The sequence below is a fragment of the Reyranella sp. genome (genome assembly GCF_050185545.1).
GTDB lineage: Bacteria > Pseudomonadota > Alphaproteobacteria > Reyranellales > Reyranellaceae > Reyranella.
In genome coordinates, this window is the sequence record NZ_JBFWZI010000013.1 from 59,236 (window position 1) to 75,617 (window position 16,382).

Genomic DNA, 16,382 nt, shown 5'->3' on the forward strand with positions numbered 1-16,382 from the left:
TTCCCAGGGTCTCGACATGCCGAAGCTGGACAGGGAGCAAGGCACCCTGATCGACAATCATATCAAGAGTGCCGGCATCCTATCGTTCCGTTCGGAGCCTCGAGCGCAACGCGTAGAGCACCTCAAGGGCCTGGCGCGGTGAAAGTTCGTCGGGATTGATGGCCGCGAGCTCCTTCTCGATCTCGGACTCGCGCGGCTTGGCGGCGCCGCCGGCCGGGCGCGCCGGCGCAGCGGCGAAGAGCGGAAGATCGTCGGCGAGGCGCGTCACCGCGCCCGACTGCTCGCCCTTTTCGAGCTCGGCCAGCACAGTCTCGGCGCGCGCCACCACGGCGGCCGGCAAGCCGGCGAGCTGGGCCACGTGGATCCCGTAGGAGCGGTCGGCAGCGCCGGCCGCCACCTCGTGCAGGAAGACGACCTCGTTCTGCCACTCCTTGACGCGCATGGTGTAGGGCGCCAGCGCCGCCAGCCGCTGCTTCAGCGCGCCGAGCTCGTGGAAATGCGTGGCGAACAGGGCGCGGCAGCGGTTGACGTCGTGCAGATGCTCGAGCGTCGCCCAGGCGATCGACAGGCCATCGAACGTCGCCGTGCCGCGGCCGATCTCGTCCAGGATGACGAGACTTCGCGCCGTCGCTTGGTTGAGGATCGCCGCGGTCTCAACCATCTCGACCATGAAGGTCGAGCGGCCGCGCGCCAGGTCGTCGGCCGCGCCGACCCGGCTGAACAGACGGTCGACCAGTCCGATCGTCGCCTGGCGCGCAGGCACGAAGGAGCCGGCCTGCGCCATCACCGCGATCAGCGCGTTCTGACGCAGGAAGGTCGACTTGCCGGCCATGTTGGGGCCGGTCAGCAGCCACAACCGGCGCTCCGCACCGAGATCGCAGTCGTTGGGTACGAAGCCCGTGCCACCCTGGCGCCGCAGCGCCGCCTCGACCACCGGATGGCGGCCGCCTTCGATGGCGAAGTCGGCGTCCTCGCTCAGCGCCGGCCGCACGTAGCTCTCGCTCGCCGCCAGCTCGCCGAGCGCCGTGGCGACATCGAGCGCCGCCAGCGCGCGGCCCGCCGCGGCGACCCTGGCCGACACCGCCATCACCTCGCCGACCAGTGCCTCGAAGATCGCGAGCTCAAGCGCCAGCGCCTGGTCGGCGGCGCGGCCAATGCGGGTCTCGAGGTCGGCGAGCTCGGCGGTGCTGTAGCGCGTGGCGTTGGCCATCGACTGGCGGCGCGTGAAACCCAGAGTGGCGAGATCGAGCTTGTCGGCGTGCGTCGCCGTAACCTCGATGTGATAGCCGATCATGTTGTTGTGCCGGATCTTGAGCGTCGGCACGCCGCTCGCGCTTCGGTATTTGGCCTCGAGCGCTGCCACGGTCTTGCGGCTGTCGTCGCGCAAGGTGCGCTGCTCGTCTAGCTCGGCGCGATAGCCGACACGGATGAAGCCGCCGTCGCGCGCCAGCAGAGGCGGCTCGTCGGCCAGCGCCGACGCGAGCGCTCCGATCAGCGCACGGTGATCGACACAGGCGGCGACGATGTCGGCGAGCGGTGCCGGCGGCGGCGCCAGCGCCTCGGGCTCGGCGCGCAACAGGGCGGCCAGCGCCTCGCCCGACTCCAGCCCGTCACGCAGGGCGGCGAGATCGCGCGGACCGCCGCGGCCGACCGACAGGCGCTGCAGGGCGCGCTCGACGTCGGGCGTACGGCGCAGCGCCTCGCGCACGCGCTCGCGCACGGCGGGCCGTTCGACGAACAGTTGCACCAGGTCGAGGCGGCGCTCGATCGCCGCGCGGTCGGTCAACGGCGCAGCGATGCGCTCGGCGAGCACGCGGGCGCCGGGTCCGGTCAGCGTGCGGTCGATGGTGGCGAGCAGGCTGCCGTCGCGCCGTCCGTCGAGGCCCCGCACCAGCTCGAGGTTGCGCCGCGTCGCAGGATCGATCTCCATCGTGCCGTCGGCCCGCTCGCGGCGCGGCGGCGACAGGGCCGGCAGCTTGCCGGCCTGGGTGAGCGCCACGTAGTCGAGCAGCGCGCCGCAGGCCGCCGTCTCGGCGCGCGAGAAGGCGCCGAAGCTGTCGAGCGCCGCCACCTTGAAGGTCGCCTGCAGGCGCTTGCGCGCGTTGTCGCTGTCGAAGCGCGCCGAGGGCAGCGGCGTCAGCACGCTGTTCCATTCCTCGAGCGTCGCCTTGATCGGCTCGCGCGCCAGCAGGCGGTCGGGCAGCAGCAGCTCGCCGGGGGCGAGGCGGGCCAACGCCGCCGCGAGCTGGCCGGGCAGCACCGGTTGGGCGGCGAAATCGGCGGTCGACAGGTCGAGCCAGGCCAGCGCAAGCTCGCCCTGCGCCTCGGCGATTGCCGCGAGGTAGTTGTGACTACGCGCGTCGAGCAGCGCATCCTCGGTCAGCGTGCCCGGCGTGATGACGCGCACCACGGCGCGCTCGACCACCGACTTGGCGCCACGCTTCTTGGCCTCGGCGGGATCCTCGACCTGCTCGCAGACCGCCACCTTGAAGCCCTGCCGGATCAGCCGCGACAGGTAGGCCTCGTGGCTGTGCACCGGTACGCCGCACATCCTGATGTCTTCGCCGAGATGCTGGCCGCGCTTGGTGAGGGCAATGTCGAGCGCCGCCGATGCCGCCACCGCGTCGTCGAAGAACAGCTCGTAGAAATCGCCCATCCGATAAAAGACCAGATGGCCGGGATGCGCCGCCTTGATCGCCAGGTACTGGCGCATCATCGGCGTCACATCGGCCGGGATGGCCACGGGAGGAGGGCTGCTGTCGGGCACGGAGCCGGTTTAGCATGCCGCCGCCGCAGGCGACTGGGGGCCAATTGGGGGAAATCTTCCATGGCAAAGTTCGATGACCTGTCATGGTACGCTGGCGCCGACGACTTTCCGGACGATGTGCTCGAGGAAAACGGGGCGATCGACATCTTCCTGACATGGGCGACAGGCAAGGGTTTGTTGTGCGGATCCGGAAATCGCGCCTGGCGCGACGACCTGATTCGACACCAAAGAACTGTGCGAAAGTTCACTTCGATGACCTGCTTAATTTGCCCCGCCGATGCAAGGATATGCCTCGAAATCAGGTACGATCAATGCTAAGTAATGCGGTGGATTCTCATCTCCTTACCGGAGGTTCAAATGAGTGCAACTGTGACCAGCAAGGGGCAGATCACCATTCCCAAGCAGGTCCGAGAGCTCCTGGGAATTGGACCTGGAAGTGTGGTCGATTTCGTACGTGCCGAGGACGGTCGCATCGTTTTGGTCAAGGTCGGCAAGAAGGGCCGGCCTGACCGCTTTGCACGATTGCTCGGCAGCGCTGGCAAGGGACTGAGCACCGACCAGATCATGGCCATGACGCGCGGTGAGCGCTGAGGTGACCCTGGTCGACACCAACGTGCTGCTCGATCTTGTGACGAAAGATCCTGTTTGGGGTCTGTGGTCGCTGGATCGACTCCGGGATGCGGCGCTGGCGGGTCGTCTGCTGATCAATGATATTGTCTATGCCGAATTGTCAGTCCGCTACGATCAAATTGAAGATCTCGACGCTACGCTTGCCGACGCGACGATAGCCATGGCACCTATCCCGCGCTCGGCACTGTTTCTCGCTGCCAAGACATTCCAGCGCTACCGCGCGGCCGGTGGAACGAGGACAGGAGTCTTGCCGGATTTCTTCGTTGGCGCCCACGCGGCCGTTCAAGGCTGGAACCTCCTGACACGAGATGTCAGTCGGTACAGGACTTACTTTCCGATGGTCTCGTTGATCGCCCCATCGATTTGAGCAGGCCCTGATTGCAACCCGCGCCTGCCACGTTGCGGCGCGGTATGCCTCACTGGCACCGGCGGTCGAATGTCGCCAATATGCCCCTTCAACCGGGAGAGAAACGCAATGGCGAGCATCAGCTCGGAAGCAATGGTCAGCAACGAGATGGGCGATCTCGACGGCGATTCGCTGGTCATGCATCGCACCGGCCGGCCGGGCAAGATCGAGATCATCGCCACCAAGCCGCTGGTCACCCAGCGAGACCTGGCGCTCGCCTACTCGCCCGGCGTCGCCGCTCCTTGCCTCGAGATCGCCAAGGAGCCGACGACCGCCTACGACTACACGGCGCGCGGCAACCTGGTGGCCGTCATCTCCAACGGCACGGCCGTGCTGGGACTGGGCGACATCGGCGCGCTCGCCAGCAAGCCGGTGATGGAAGGCAAGGCCGTCCTGTTCAAACGCTTCGCCGACGTCGACTGCATGGACATCGAGGTCGGCACCAAGGACGTCGACGAGTTCATCAACTGCGTGCGCTACCTCGGGCCGACCTTCGGTGGCATCAACCTCGAGGACATCAAGGCGCCCGAATGCTTCATCATCGAGCAGCGCCTGCGCGAGCTGATGGACATCCCGATCTTCCACGACGACCAGCACGGCACGGCCATCGTCTCGGCCGCCGGCCTGATCAACGCCCTGCACATCACGGGACGCAATCTCAAGGACATCAAGATGGTGGTGAACGGCGCCGGCGCGGCGTCGATCGCCTGCATCGAGCTCATCAAGGCGATGGGCATGCCACACGAGAACGCCATCCTGTGCGACACCAAGGGCGTCATCTGGCAGGGCCGCACCGAGGGCATGAACCAGTGGAAGAGCGCCCACGCCGTGCGCACCAAGGCGCGCTCGCTCGCCGAGGCGATCAAGGGCGCCGACGTGTTCTTCGGCCTGTCGGTCAAGGGCGCTGTGACCAAGGACATGGTCCGCTCGATGGCCGACAAGCCGATCATATTCGCCATGGCCAACCCGGACCCCGAGATCACGCCCGAGGACGTGCGTTCGGTGCGCAGCGACGCCATCATCGCCACCGGGCGCAGCGACTATCCCAACCAGGTCAACAATGTGCTGGGCTTCCCCTACATCTTCCGCGGCGCGCTCGACGTGCGCGCGCGCACCATCAACGAGGAGATGAAGGTCGCCGCTGCCGAGGCGCTGGCCAAGCTGGCGCGCGAGGACGTGCCAGACGAGGTCGATCGCGCCTACTCGGGCCGCCGGTTGCGCTACGGGCCGGAGTACATCATGCCGGTGCCGTTCGACCCTCGGCTCATCTCGGCGGTGTCGACCGCGGTGGCGCAGGCGGCCATGAAATCAGGCGTGGCGCGGCGGCCGATCCCCGACATCGAGGAGTACAAGCGTGCCCTGTCGGGCCGGCTCGATCCGACCAGCCACTGGCTGCAGAGCCTGTTCGAGCAGGTCAAGGCCAACCCGCAGCGCATCGTGTTCGCCGAGGGCGAGGAGGAGCGCATCATCCGCGCCGCCGTGGTTTTCCGCGACAACGGCTACGGCACGCCGATCCTGATCGGCCGCGAGGAGCTGGTGCGCGAGACCATGAAGTCACTCGGCATCACCGACACCACGGGCATGGAGATCCACAACGCGCGGCTCAGCACGCGCAACGCCACTTACACCGACCTGGTCTACAAGCGCCTGCAGCGCGACGGCTTCCTGCGGCGCGACGTCCAGCGCATGGTAAACCAGGGCCGCAACGTATTCGGCGCCTGCATGGTGGCGAAGGGCGACGCCGACGGCATGGTGACCGGCATCACGCGCCGCTTCCCGGAATGCTACGGCGACGTCGAGCGGGTGATCGACGCCAAGCCCGCCCGCGTGCCGATGGGCTACTCGATCGTCGTGGCGCGGCACGGCACGGTGTTCCTGGGCGACACCTCGATCAACGAGACGCCGACGCCCGAGCAGCTCGCCACCATTGCCAAGCAGATGGTCGCCAACGCCCGCACCATGGGCCACGAACCGCGCGTCGCCTTTCTCTCCTTCTCCAACTTCGGCAGCCGCGAGATCGATCGCATCGAGCGCATCCGCAAGGCGATTCGCCTGCTCGACGCCGAGAAGGTCGATTTCGAGTATGACGGCGAGATGCAGGCCGACATGGCGCTCGACTACGAACTGCTGCGCGAGACCTACCCGTTCTGCCGTCTCACCGGGCCGGCCAACGTGTTGGTGATGCCGGGCCTGCACTCGGCGCACATCGCCTCGCGCCTGCTGCAGCGCCTGGGCGGCGTGACGGTGATCGGGCCGGTGATCGACGGCCTGCAGAAGCCGGTGCAGATCGTGCAGATGGGCGCCACGGTGAGCGACCTGGTCAATCATGCCGCGCTGGCCGCCTACGGCGCGCTGGCGCAGCGGAGGTAGACATGGCCGACCTCGTCATCCGCGGCGCCACGATCGTCGACGGCCTCGGCAGCGAGCCGCGGCGCGCCGACCTCGCGGTCGAGAACGGCCGCATCGCCGATATCGGCAGCATCCGCGACAAGAACGCCGAGACGATCGATGCCGACGGGCTGGTGCTGGCGCCCGGCATCGTCGACGTGCACACCCATTACGACGCGCAGGTCACCTGGGATGCCACGCTCTCGCCCTCGCCGTCGCTCGGCGTCACCACGGCGGTGATCGGCAATTGCGGTTTCGGCATCGTGCCAGCGCCGCCCTCGGTGCGCGACCTGGTGGTCCGCAACCTCTCGGTCGTCGAGGGCATGGACCTCGACGCGCTGCGCGCCGGCATCACCTGGGATTTCGAGAGCTTCCGCGACTACATGGGCATGCTGCGCCGGCGCGGCGCCTACGCCAACCTCGCCGTGCTGGCCGGCCATTCGACCATCCGCACCGCGGTGATGGGCGAGGATGCCTCGCAGCGCAAGGAGGCGACGCCCGAGGAGCTGGCGCGCATGAAGGCGCTCGTCGCCGACGCCATGGCCAACGGCGCGATCGGGCTCGGCGCCTCGTACTCGCTCAATCATTCGGGCTATGGCGGCGTGCCGATGCCGTCGACCATCGCGCCGCTGTCAGAGCTCGACGCGCTGGTCGGCGCCATGGGGCCGCGCGGCAGGGGCGTCGTCGAGATCGCCTCGGGCGCGAAGGAGCCTCAGGAGCTCGAGCCGCTGGTCGCCCGGCACGGCCGGCCGTTCTTCCAGGGCACCGGCATGGCGATGTACAACGAGCAGGCGCCCGAGCGCGCCCTCGGCCTGTTCGCCCAATGCGCCGCCGCCCTGCATCGCGGCAACGGGCTCTACTTCCAGATCCCCTGCCAGCCGCTGTCGTTCGACTTCACGATGGCCAACGCCTATCCGTTCTACAGCCACGCCGCCTTCGACCCGATCAAGGCCTACTCGCCCGAGCAGCTGAAAGCGGTGTTCCGCGATCCGTCGTGGCGCGAGAAGTTTCGCGAGAACGTGAAGAACCCGCGGCCCGGCATGATCTTCCAGGGCAACTGGGACCGCGTCATGGTGGCGGTCGCGCACAAGCAATCCAATGCGCGCTACGTCAACCGCTACGCCGCCGAGATCGCGGCGACAGAGCATCGCGACCCGCTCGACGTCGTGCTCGATCTCAGCCTCGACGAGAATCTCGAGACGGCGTTCCTCGGCCGCTTCCTCAATGTCGGTGACGACGGCGTCGCCAGGCTGTTGAAGCACGAGGCCGGCGTGGTGGCGCTGTCCGACGCCGGCGCTCATCTCATCTACATGTGCGACGCGGGCTTCGGCCTGCATTTCCTGGCGCATTGGGTGCGAGAGCGCGGCGATTTCGACCTGGCCGAGGGCATGCGCCGCCTGACCAGCCATCCGGCCGATCTCTACGGCATCCGCGACCGCGGCCGCCTCGCGGTCGGTGCGCAGGCCGACCTGTTGCTCTTCGATCCGGCGACCGTCGGCATCAGCCCCGCCGAGCGCATCGCCGACCTGCCGGGCGGCGGCCGCCGCACCATCCGCCGCCCGACCGGCGTGCATGGCGTGTTCTGCAACGGTATCCGGACGTTCGACGGCAAGGCCTATGTCAAGCACGCCAAGGGCCCTGGCCACGTGCTCGACACGTTCAATCCGTCACAAGGCCGGCATGTGACGGCGATCGCGGCGCAATAAGGCTCTTTCGGACGACGGGCGTCTGGCCCCGATCTCGGGCAGAGGGTCATGCTCTTCGCTGGGAGCGCGCCACTTGAGGCGGAGTAACCTCTGCCGACGATGGCCCTCTTCTTGATGATTACACGCTCCATGAGCGCCATCGGAGTGGCGCGCTCCCGGCAATGACGCTTTCGTCACCTCATTTTCATGTTGTTCTCTTACGCCGCAACCTTTCCCGCCTCCGCGATCAGCCACTCCCGGAAGTGCCGTACCGCAGGGCGCTGCAGCGCCTCGTGCGTGCAAACGGCGTAGTAGGCGAAGCGCGTCTGCCATTTCACCTCGATGGCCCGCACCAGCGTTCCCGCCCGCAGCTCGCTGTCGACATAGACATCGCGCACCAGGGCGAGGCCCTGTCCTGATGCGGCAGCCTGCACCATGAGATGGTCGTCCGAGAACGAGGGCCCTTTCAGGTCGCGACGCAGGGCCACTTCGTACGCCTCGAACCACAGCCGCCAGTCGGCGCGATCCATGTCGTGCAGCAGCGGAAAGGCGAGGCAATCGGCAGGAGCGGAAATCGGCGGTCGCGACCGCAACAGGCCCGGGCTGCCGACCACGATCAGCTCCGGCGCAATCAGGCGCGCACTCTCGAGGCCCGGGTAGCCGCCGAGACCATGGCGGATCGCGAGATCGATCGGCTCACGCCTGAGGTCGACCATGCGGCTGCCGGTTTCCAGGGCGACGTCGATATCGGGATGGATCCGCGCAAAGCCGCTGAGCCGCGGCACGAGCCAGCTGGCGGCGAAGGAGCTCATGGTGCTGATCCTGAGTCGTCGTGGCGTGCCACCACCGAGCCTGCCGCCGACCTCCTCGATGCGGCGGAACGGCGCGTCGAGGGCATCGAACAGCGTCTGGCCCGCGGGGCTTAGCTCGACGCCACCCGGGGTGCGGGTGAACAGGCGCGCGCCCATCGATTGCTCGAGTTCGCGGATGCGCTGGCTGATGGCGCCCGGGGTCAGCGCCATCGCGGATGCAGCATCGCGCATTCGTCCGGCCCGGGCGACGGTCACGAAGGTGTGCAGCAAGGACAGCGGGACGGCCATGGCACCTGTTTAGCCCAGCTAAACATGGATTGGGATACCATCGTTTGGCGCGACCGGATCCCCGTCCGACCTTCCTCCGCAGCAGACGGAGGATGGGTCGATGCTTCGAACGGGACTACAGCCAGCGCCTTTTGCGGCAGGGCTGATCGTCGGATTGTGCTTTCTGGCGCTGGCACTCGCCTTCTCGGCGCGCGCCACGCTGGGGCTGGTCATGCCGGTCTGGACGCAGGAGCTCGGCTGGTCGCGCAGCTTCATTTCAGGCGCCGCCGCTACCGCGCTGCTGGTGATGGCGGCCGTCGCGCCGGTCGCCGGACGATCCGTCGACCGCCGCGGCGTACGCGTGACCCTGACGGCCGGCCTCGCACTTCTGGGCGGCGGATGCCTGATCGTCTCGGCGAGCAGCAATGCCATCGTCTTCCTGATCGCCTTCAGCGCCCTGTCGGCCGCCGGTTTCGGCATCGTCGCGACGCATGTGGTTTCCACGGCGATCGCGCGCCGGTTCGACAGGAACCGCGGGCTGGCGACCGGCATCGCGACCTCGGGCGCGACCGGCGGTCAGTTCCTGATCGTCCCGCTGGTCGCCATCGTCCTGGCGGCCTTCAGCTGGCGCTGGAGTTTCCTGGCGATCGGCATCGGCGCGCTGGCGCTGATCCCTCTCCTGTGGTGGGCGCTGGCAGAGAGGCGCGGCGTCGATACAGAGCCGGCGCAGCCGGCCGCATCGTCGTCCCTGGCGACCGACATTGCCTTCGTCGCGCGGCAGCCGGCGTTTCACATCCTGTTCTGGAGCTTCCTGCTGTGCGGCTACACGACGGCCGGCGTTATCGAGACCCACTTTCTGCCCTACGCGGCGTTCTGCGGCTTCGCGCCGATCCCGAGCGCGGCCGCCTATGGCACGCTGTCGGCCGTCAACATGCTGGGCATGATCGGCGCCGGCTGGCTCGCCGACCGCATGAACCGCGTCGTGCTGCTGGGCTCGATCTACGTCCTGCGCGGCCTGACGTTCCTGATCCTGATGAATGTCGGCGCCAGCTACGAGACGCTGCTGGCCTTTGCCGTCTTGTTCGGCGCAGTCGACTACGCCACCATCCCGGTCACGGCGAGCCTGGTCGCCAGTCATCTCGGGTTGCGCGTCATGGGCCTGGCGATGGGACTGATCTCGGCCGGCCACGCGATCGGCGCGGCGGCAGGCGCTTTCTTGGGCGGCTACCTGTTCGATCTCACGGTGCAATACGACTGGATATGGATCAGCTCGGTCGTCCTGGCCGCGAGCGCCGGATTGATGGTGTTTGCGATGAGGGATCGACCGTTGCAGGCTCCTGGCTCCCTGGAACTGCCCGCCATGCGGTGATCCTCATGCTCATCCGGACCGCGGGCGCCGCCCGCTCATGAGAAGAGCGGGCGGGACGCCCGCGGTCCAGCATGAGCCCACATCGGCTGCTAGCCGATGCCGCCGCGGGCGCGGCGGGCGAGGTAGACCTGGAGACTGGCGTAGGCCAGGCGCAGGTTGGGCGTCGCGATGCCGGCCTTCCTGGCTCGCGCGATCATGTCGCCGATCGCATGGTCGGCCTCGACCATCGAGCCCTTCTCGAGATCGTGCAGCATCGAGGCGGCGAAGCGCGAGCCCTTCTGGGTGAAGAAGGCGCGCACGACGGACATGCCTGCCTCGCCCGGGTCGAAGCCTGCCGCGGCGGCGACCTTGCGGCATTCCTCGACGGTCTCGAGCATGATTGCCTGGCCCTCGTCCGCCTCCAGGATGTCGCCCGCGGTGCCGCGCATCAGGCAGCACATCGACGCCAGGGTGCACAGCATGATCCACTTGTCCCACAAATCCTGGATAATGTTGCCGTGCAGGCCGCCATCGAGGCCGGACCTCTTCACCGCAGCATCGAGCTCGGCCAGAGCGGATCGCGCCGGCTTGCCGTCGCGCTCCCCGAACGAGATGGCGGCAAACGGGCTGGTGTGCAGGATCTCGCCCTTGGGTGACATCGCAACGCCGATCCGCGCCAGTCCGCCAGCCACGCTGGCGGCGCCGAATTTGGCGTCGAGGATATCGAGATGACGCATGCCGTTCAGCAGAGGCACCACCGTCACGCCCGGCTTGACCGCCGGTGCCACGGCCTCGATCGCCGAGTCGAGGTCGTAGGCCTTGCAGGTCAGCAGGACCAGGTCGTAGGGACCACCTTCCGCGCCGCCGCGAACCGTCTTCACCGTCTGGGTAATGTCGCCCTTGGGGCTCCTGATCACCAGGCCATCGCGCTGCAGCGCCTCGCGCCGGGCCGGCCGGACGAGAAACGTCACGTCGGCGCCGCTCTGATGGAGGCGGCCGCCAATGTAGCCGCCGATCGCACCGGCGCCCAGGATCAGGGTCTTCACTGCTTCAATCCTCCGCGCGCGCGGCGCGCTTCATAGGCCTGCAGATGGGCATAGGCAAAGCGCAGGTTTGGTGCGGCCACGCCTGCCTTGCGGGCGCGCATCAGCATGTCGCCCACGATCGAGCGGGCTTCGACCGCGCCACCCTTCTCCATGTCGCCCAGGATCGAGGCCACGGCCTTGCCGCCCGGCTGCGTCAGGCCGGATTCCAGCCCGGCCCGCACCTTGGCGCTGGGCGCGTGACCCGCGGCCGCCGCGACCTTGCAGCATTCGTCGAGGGTTTCGCGCATCAGCGCGGCGCCGTCTTCGGCGGCGACGATGTCGCCCACCGTGCCGCGCATGGCCGCGCACATCGAGGCGATGGTGCCCAGCATCACCCATTTGTCCCACAGGTCCTGGTTGATGTCGGGGTTCAAGCCGCCGTCGATGCCAGCCTTCCTGCAGGCCGCGTCGAGCTCGGTCAGTGCCTTGCGCGGCGCCTTGCCGTCCCGCTCGCCGAACGACACGCCCGAGGCGCCGCTGTGCAGGATCTCGCCGTTGGGTCCCAGCATGCCGGAGATGCGCGCGAGGCCGCCCGCCACGCGCGCCGCGCCGAATTTCGCATCCAGCGTGGCGAAGTGGGCATGGCCGTTCAGCATCGGCACGATGGTGGTGTCGGAACCGACGGCCGGCGCGATCGAAGCGATGGCCGAGTCCAAATCGTAGCCCTTGCAGGCCAATATCACGACGTCGTAGGGCCCGCCGTCGTCGCCCCTGGTCACGACCTTCACCGGCACGGTGAAGTCTCCCTTGGGACTTTTCACCACCAGGCCGTTGGCCTTCACCAGCGCCGCGCGCTGCTCGCGCAACAGGAAAGTGACGTCGACGCCGGCCTGCGTCAGGCGCGCGCCCCAATAGCCGCCGACTGCGCCGGCGCCCAGGATCAGGATCTTCACTTCCGGGTTTTCCTTGCAGCCACCCAGTCGGCGAGCCACGTCGCGAGATCGTCGGTCTGGTGGTGGATATGGTCGAGGTCGAGGCCTTCGGCGCGTTTCACGCTTTCGTCGGTGCGGATCCACACCGTGCGCATGCCCATGTCGCGGGCCGGCTTGAGATTGACCACGATGTCGTCGCACATGGCGGCGCGGGTCGGATCGACGCCGTGCCTGCTGACGAGCTGCTCGTAGATCTGCTTGTGCGGCTTGGGCCAGTAGTCGCCCGCCACGATGTCGAAGATCGCCTCGAAATGGTGCGCCACGCCGAGTCGCTCCATGACCCGTTCGGCGTGCGGCACGTCGCCCGCGGTGAAGATCAGCTTGCGCCCCGGCAGGGCGGCCAGCGAGGCCTCGAGCGAGGGGTCGGGCTGCACCGGCGAATAGTCGATGTCGTGCACGTAGTCGAGATAGTGGCGCGGATCGACGCCGTGCAGGCTCATCATGCCGCGCATCGAGGTGCCGTGGTCGCGCCAGTACTGCTTCTGCACCCGGCGCGCCTCCTCGGCATCGACCTTGAGCCAGTCGGAGATGTAGCGGCCGATACGGACATCGATCTGGGCGAACAGATTGCAACGCGCCGGGTACAGCGTGTTGTCGAGGTCGAACAGCCAGACGTCGGGATCGTGTTGGGGAGGCATGTGGAGCATTTGCTTAGCCGCCGGCCGTGCGCTTGTCGAGCCGGCCGCCTATAACCCTCGCGATGGAAAATCTCGTCTATGCCCTGTGTGTCGCGGTCATCGTGCTGGCGGGTATCCTGCTGTTCGTGGTGCTGCGGCGCGGCGATAGCGGGGCCGCCGAGGCGATGCGCCAGCAGCTCGCCCTGGCCCTCGGCCAGCAGGCCGAGACGGTGCAGCGGGTCGAGCGCTCGCTGCGCGAGCAGGAGCAGGCCCTGGCGAAGGTGGTCGTCGAGCGGCTCGAGCGGACCGAGAAGGCAACCGACCAGATCGTCACCGACCTGCGCGAACGCCTGGTCCGCATCGACGCGGCGCAGAAGAAAATCGGTGAGCTGTCGACCCAGATGGTGAGCCTGCAGGAGGTGCTGTCCAACAAGCAGGCGCGCGGCGCCTTCGGCGAAGTCCAGCTGGCCGACCTGGTGCAGAGCACCCTGCCGCCGCAGGCTTACGAGTTCCAGTGCACGCTGTCGACCGGCGTGCGCGCCGACTGCGTGCTGAAGCTGCCCAATCCACCGGGCGCGATCGCCATCGACGCCAAGTTCCCGCTCGAGAGCTACAACGCGCTGCGCGCCATCCCGGCCGGCGACAGCGTCGCCCTGCAGGCCGCCCAGCGCGGTTTCCAGCAGGCCATCCGCAAGCACATCGCCGACATCCGCGACAAGTACATCGTGGCCGGCGAGACGGCCGAGTCGGCGCTGATGTTCCTGCCCTCCGAGGCGGTCTATGCCGAGCTGCATGCGAGCTTCACGGGCCTCGTGGAGGAATCCTACCGCGCCCGCGTCTGGATCGTCTCGCCGACCACGCTGATGGCAACGCTCAACACCGTGCGCGCCGTGCTGAAGGACGTGCGCATGCGCGAGCAGGCCGGCGAGATCCAGAAGACGGTCGGGCTGCTGCTCGAGGACGTGCGGCGGCTCACCGACCGCGTCGACAAGCTCAAGACGCACTTCGCCCAGACCGAGAAGGACCTGCGCGATGTCGACATTTCCGCCGACCGCATCACCAAGCGCGGCCAGCGAATTCTCGATGTCGAGCTGGAAGAGGAACCGGCGGTGCTGCCGCCGCCAGGAGGAGGCCAGAAATGAACGAGCCCGGCGCCAATCTTGCAACTCTGAAGGCCCTTGTGGAGGCCTTCAACGCCCACGATCTCGATCTCATCATGAGCTTCTTCGCCGTGGACGCGGTGCTCGAAATGCCGCGCGGTCCCGATCCATGGGGCCGCCGCCATGTCGGCGCCGCTGCCATACGCGAAGGGCTGCGCAGCCGCTTCGAGGGCCTGCCCGATGTCCACTACGGCGACGACACCCACTATGTCGATGGCGACATGGGCATCTCGCAGTGGACCGTCACCGGCACCACCCCGAGTGGCGAGCCTATCGCCGCCCGCGGATGCGATTTCTACAGCTTCCGGGGCGGCAAGGTGGTGAAGAAGGACTCTTTCTGGAAGATCGTCGAGAAAGCGTAGATTTCATGTCTTCCGGACCGCGAACGCAGGCGCACGCGGGTCCGGAACAACATGACACGTCAGCCCCAGGGGCCGCGACGGCTCGACTGGGACGCCGAGGCCCACGGACCGTTCGGCGACATGGCCGGCGCCATGCGGTAACCCGCCATCGCCTCGAGCCGCGCGATGCGCTCCTCCATCGGCGGATGGGTCGAGAACAGGCTGGCGAGCCCGCCCGAGGTCAGCGGGTTGGCGATGTAGAGGTGCGCCGTCGCCGGATTGGCCTCGGCCACCCGGTTGGGGATCTGCTGTGTGCCGGCATGCAGCTTGGCGAGCGCCGAGGCGAGCCACTGCGGCTGGCCCGAGATCTCGGCACCCATGCGGTCGGCCTCGTACTCGCGGCTGCGGCTGATCGCCATCTGCACCAGGGTGGCGGCAAGCGGCGCCAAAATCATCGCGGCAATCGCCACGATCGGATTGACCAGCGGCCGACCTTCCGAATCACGGCCGCCGCCCATCAGGCCGCCGAAGCTCGCCAGCATGCCGATGGCGCCCGACAGGGTGGCCGCGATCGTCATGGTGAGAGTGTCCCGATGGCGGACGTGGCTCAGCTCGTGCGCCATCACGCCGGTGATCTCCTCGCGGCTCAAGTAGCGCAGCAGGCCGGTCGTCGCCGCCACGGCAGCGTGCTCGGGATCGCGGCCGGTGGCGAAGGCGTTGGGCTGCTCCTCGTCGATGACGTAGACGCGCGGCATCGGCAGGCCGGCGCGCTGGGCCAGCCCCTGAACGATGCCATAGAGCTCGGGCGCCTCGTTGGGCCCGACCTCCTGCGCGTTGCTCATGCGCAGCACCATCTTGTCGCTGTTCCAGTAGGCGAACAGGTTCATGCCCAGCGCCACGACCAGGGCAATGACCAGACCGGATTGGCCGCCCAGCAGGTATCCCACGACCAGGAAGAACCCGGTCAGGGCGGCCAGAAGAAGGGCAGTGCGAAAGTAGTTCATGGCCGCAAAGATGGTTTCCGACTGTGGCGAATCAAGGCAGGGACGGGCATCATGGCGCCATGACCGACGCAAGGAAACCGACCGCCCCCGAGGGCGCGCCGCAACCGGGGGCCGCCTCGCCGGAACCACCGCCAGCCGACCCCAACGCCGCGGCAAAGGCCCTGATCAAGAAGGTCGAGGAGATCGGCGGCCCGCCCGGGCCGGAACCGACGCGCTACGGCGACTGGCAATTCAACGGCAGGGTCACGGATTTCTAGCCTCTTCTGGACCGCGGGCGTCTCGCCCGCTCATGTTCATGATCATGAGCTGGCGAGACGCCCGCGGTCCGGAAGACGAGAATCCCGGCAAGCAGACGCCACAGGTCATGCGTAGCGACATCTTCCATCCCGACTTCAAGGCGGCACCGTGGTGGTGGGAGGCGTGGAAGCCCAGCAACACGCTGTCGCAGGATCCGCCGGCGCGCACCGACGTAGTGATCGTAGGCGCGGGGTACGGTGGCCTGTCGACGGCGCTGGAACTCTGCCGCAATGGCGCGCGCGCCGTGGTGCTGGAGCGCGGCGACTTCGGCATCGGCGCCAGCACGCGCAACGGCGGCATGGTCTCGGGTGGCACCAATCTCGGCAAGGGCCTGGGGGGCAAGAGCCCGATCGCCGACGAGTTCGAGCGCAACAAGGCGGCGCTGATGGGCGCCGGCGCCGATTCGCTCAGCGTGCTCACCGACATCATCGCCCGCGAAAGGATCGAGTGCGGCTTGATGATGAACGGCCGCTTCGTCGGCGCCTGGACGCCGCGCCACTACGCCGACATGGCGGCCAAGGTCGAGACCTACAACACCTATGCCAATGCCGGCAGCCACATGGTGCCGCGCGAGCGCCAGCGCGAAATGATCGCCTCGGACTATTATTTCGGCGGCATGTATGCGAGCCGCGCCGGCCATCTC

At 67.9% G+C, this 16,382-nt stretch carries 16 protein-coding genes; 10 read left to right on the top strand and 6 right to left on the bottom strand.

Annotation, left to right across the window (positions count from 1 at the left end; translation table 11 throughout):
- Positions 1-79 precede the first annotated feature (79 nt).
- Positions 80-2,716 (bottom strand): DNA mismatch repair protein MutS, encoded by a 2,637-nt coding sequence (mutS, locus tag AB7O82_RS05765; RefSeq protein ID WP_428538428.1) that lies wholly within the window; start codon positions 2,714-2,716, stop codon positions 80-82.
- A 111-nt stretch (positions 2,717-2,827) separates the two neighbouring features.
- On the opposite strand from mutS, the gene AB7O82_RS05770 reads away from it, so the two are divergent.
- From AB7O82_RS05770 to AB7O82_RS05790, 5 genes are all read left to right on the top strand, one after another.
- The gene (locus tag AB7O82_RS05770) at positions 2,828-3,085 is read left to right on the top strand and encodes a hypothetical protein (RefSeq protein ID WP_428538302.1); all 258 of its coding nucleotides are present in this window, start codon (positions 2,828-2,830) and stop codon (positions 3,083-3,085) included.
- Positions 3,086-3,124: 39 nt separating this feature from the next.
- Positions 3,125-3,358, top strand: coding sequence for an AbrB/MazE/SpoVT family DNA-binding domain-containing protein (locus AB7O82_RS05775; protein WP_428538305.1), 234 nt, complete (start codon positions 3,125-3,127; stop codon positions 3,356-3,358).
- Position 3,359: 1 nt separating this feature from the next.
- The gene (locus AB7O82_RS05780) at positions 3,360-3,764 is read left to right on the top strand and encodes a type II toxin-antitoxin system VapC family toxin (RefSeq protein ID WP_428538308.1); all 405 of its coding nucleotides are present in this window, start codon (positions 3,360-3,362) and stop codon (positions 3,762-3,764) included.
- 108 nt (positions 3,765-3,872) lie between these two features.
- Positions 3,873-6,173, top strand: a complete 2,301-nt coding sequence (locus AB7O82_RS05785) for an NADP-dependent malic enzyme (protein ID WP_428538311.1) — start codon at positions 3,873-3,875, stop codon at positions 6,171-6,173.
- Positions 6,174-6,175: 2 nt separating this feature from the next.
- Positions 6,176-7,897, top strand: coding sequence for an N-acyl-D-amino-acid deacylase family protein (locus AB7O82_RS05790; RefSeq protein WP_428538314.1), 1,722 nt, complete (start codon positions 6,176-6,178; stop codon positions 7,895-7,897).
- A gap of 197 nt (positions 7,898-8,094) precedes the next feature.
- On the opposite strand, the gene AB7O82_RS05795 is transcribed toward AB7O82_RS05790, so the two are convergent.
- Positions 8,095-8,976, bottom strand: a complete 882-nt coding sequence (locus AB7O82_RS05795; protein WP_428538317.1) for a LysR substrate-binding domain-containing protein — start codon at positions 8,974-8,976, stop codon at positions 8,095-8,097.
- 100 nt (positions 8,977-9,076) lie between these two features.
- Here AB7O82_RS05795 and AB7O82_RS05800 point away from each other — a divergent pair, with 100 nt between their 5' ends.
- On the top strand, positions 9,077-10,324 hold the full coding sequence (locus AB7O82_RS05800; protein WP_428538320.1) for an MFS transporter: 1,248 nt from the start codon (positions 9,077-9,079) through the stop codon (positions 10,322-10,324).
- Positions 10,325-10,413: 89 nt separating this feature from the next.
- Here AB7O82_RS05800 and AB7O82_RS05805 read toward each other — a convergent pair whose 3' ends face one another.
- From AB7O82_RS05805 to AB7O82_RS05815, 3 genes are read right to left on the bottom strand one after another with little or no spacing between them, the layout of a single operon-like run.
- Complete coding sequence (locus tag AB7O82_RS05805; protein WP_428618882.1) at positions 10,414-11,349, bottom strand: ketopantoate reductase family protein; 936 nt, start codon at positions 11,347-11,349, stop codon at positions 10,414-10,416.
- A complete protein-coding gene (locus AB7O82_RS05810) occupies positions 11,346-12,320 on the bottom strand; it encodes a ketopantoate reductase family protein (protein WP_428538326.1) in 975 nt (324 codons plus the stop codon). The genes AB7O82_RS05805 and AB7O82_RS05810 overlap by 4 nt, the downstream gene beginning before the upstream one ends.
- Entirely contained in the window at positions 12,278-12,958 is a 681-nt protein-coding gene (locus AB7O82_RS05815; RefSeq protein ID WP_428538329.1) for a pyrimidine 5'-nucleotidase, read from the bottom strand. The genes AB7O82_RS05810 and AB7O82_RS05815 overlap by 43 nt, the downstream gene beginning before the upstream one ends.
- Before the next feature lie 62 nt (positions 12,959-13,020).
- Between AB7O82_RS05815 and AB7O82_RS05820 the strand changes: the two genes are divergently transcribed.
- A complete protein-coding gene (locus tag AB7O82_RS05820; RefSeq protein WP_428538332.1) occupies positions 13,021-14,079 on the top strand; it encodes a DNA recombination protein RmuC in 1,059 nt (352 codons plus the stop codon).
- On the top strand, positions 14,076-14,459 hold the full coding sequence (locus AB7O82_RS05825) for a nuclear transport factor 2 family protein (protein ID WP_428618885.1): 384 nt from the start codon (positions 14,076-14,078) through the stop codon (positions 14,457-14,459). The genes AB7O82_RS05820 and AB7O82_RS05825 overlap by 4 nt, the downstream gene beginning before the upstream one ends.
- A gap of 59 nt (positions 14,460-14,518) precedes the next feature.
- Here AB7O82_RS05825 and htpX read toward each other — a convergent pair whose 3' ends face one another.
- Positions 14,519-15,442 (bottom strand): zinc metalloprotease HtpX, encoded by a 924-nt coding sequence (gene htpX, locus AB7O82_RS05830; RefSeq protein ID WP_428618887.1) that lies wholly within the window; start codon positions 15,440-15,442, stop codon positions 14,519-14,521.
- Between the two features lie 59 nt (positions 15,443-15,501).
- Here htpX and AB7O82_RS05835 point away from each other — a divergent pair, with 59 nt between their 5' ends.
- Positions 15,502-15,699: a succinate dehydrogenase assembly factor 4 gene (locus AB7O82_RS05835; RefSeq protein ID WP_428618889.1), complete on the top strand. Its 198-nt coding sequence runs from the start codon at positions 15,502-15,504 to the stop codon at positions 15,697-15,699.
- 44 nt (positions 15,700-15,743) lie between these two features.
- Positions 15,744-16,382: FAD-dependent oxidoreductase (locus AB7O82_RS05840; RefSeq protein ID WP_428618892.1), on the top strand; the 639-nt coding region annotated here is incomplete at its 3' end.